Annotated in this window: 1 tRNA gene; it reads right to left on the reverse strand. The window is 52.5% G+C overall.

The window, feature by feature from the left end:
• Positions 1-123: 123 nt before the first annotated feature.
• Positions 124-199: transfer RNA gene (locus tag E0L21_RS24860), tRNA-Glu, on the reverse strand.
• Between the last annotated feature and the right edge of the window lie 81 nt (positions 200-280).

Raw genomic sequence — 280 nt, forward strand, 5'->3', positions numbered from 1 at the left:
TATCTCAAACATGACTCGCTGTTCACACAACGGAATCAGTTTTGAGATATGACGGCAGGTGACTTTCACTCACAAACCAGCAAGTGGCGTCCACTGGGAGGTCTGACCTCATCAGTTAACGCGTGGCGTCCCCTAGGGGATTCGAACCCCTGTTACCGCCGTGAAAGGGCGGTGTCCTGGGCCTCTAGACGAAGGGGACACTGAAGTCTCGCTCGCAAGACGCCTTGCTTTTTACTTTTCATCAGACAATCTGTGTGGACACTGCAGAGGCAGGTTCTTT

Origin of the sequence: Kosakonia quasisacchari (assembly GCF_004331415.1) — a bacterium.
Classification (GTDB): domain Bacteria; phylum Pseudomonadota; class Gammaproteobacteria; order Enterobacterales; family Enterobacteriaceae; genus Kosakonia; species Kosakonia quasisacchari.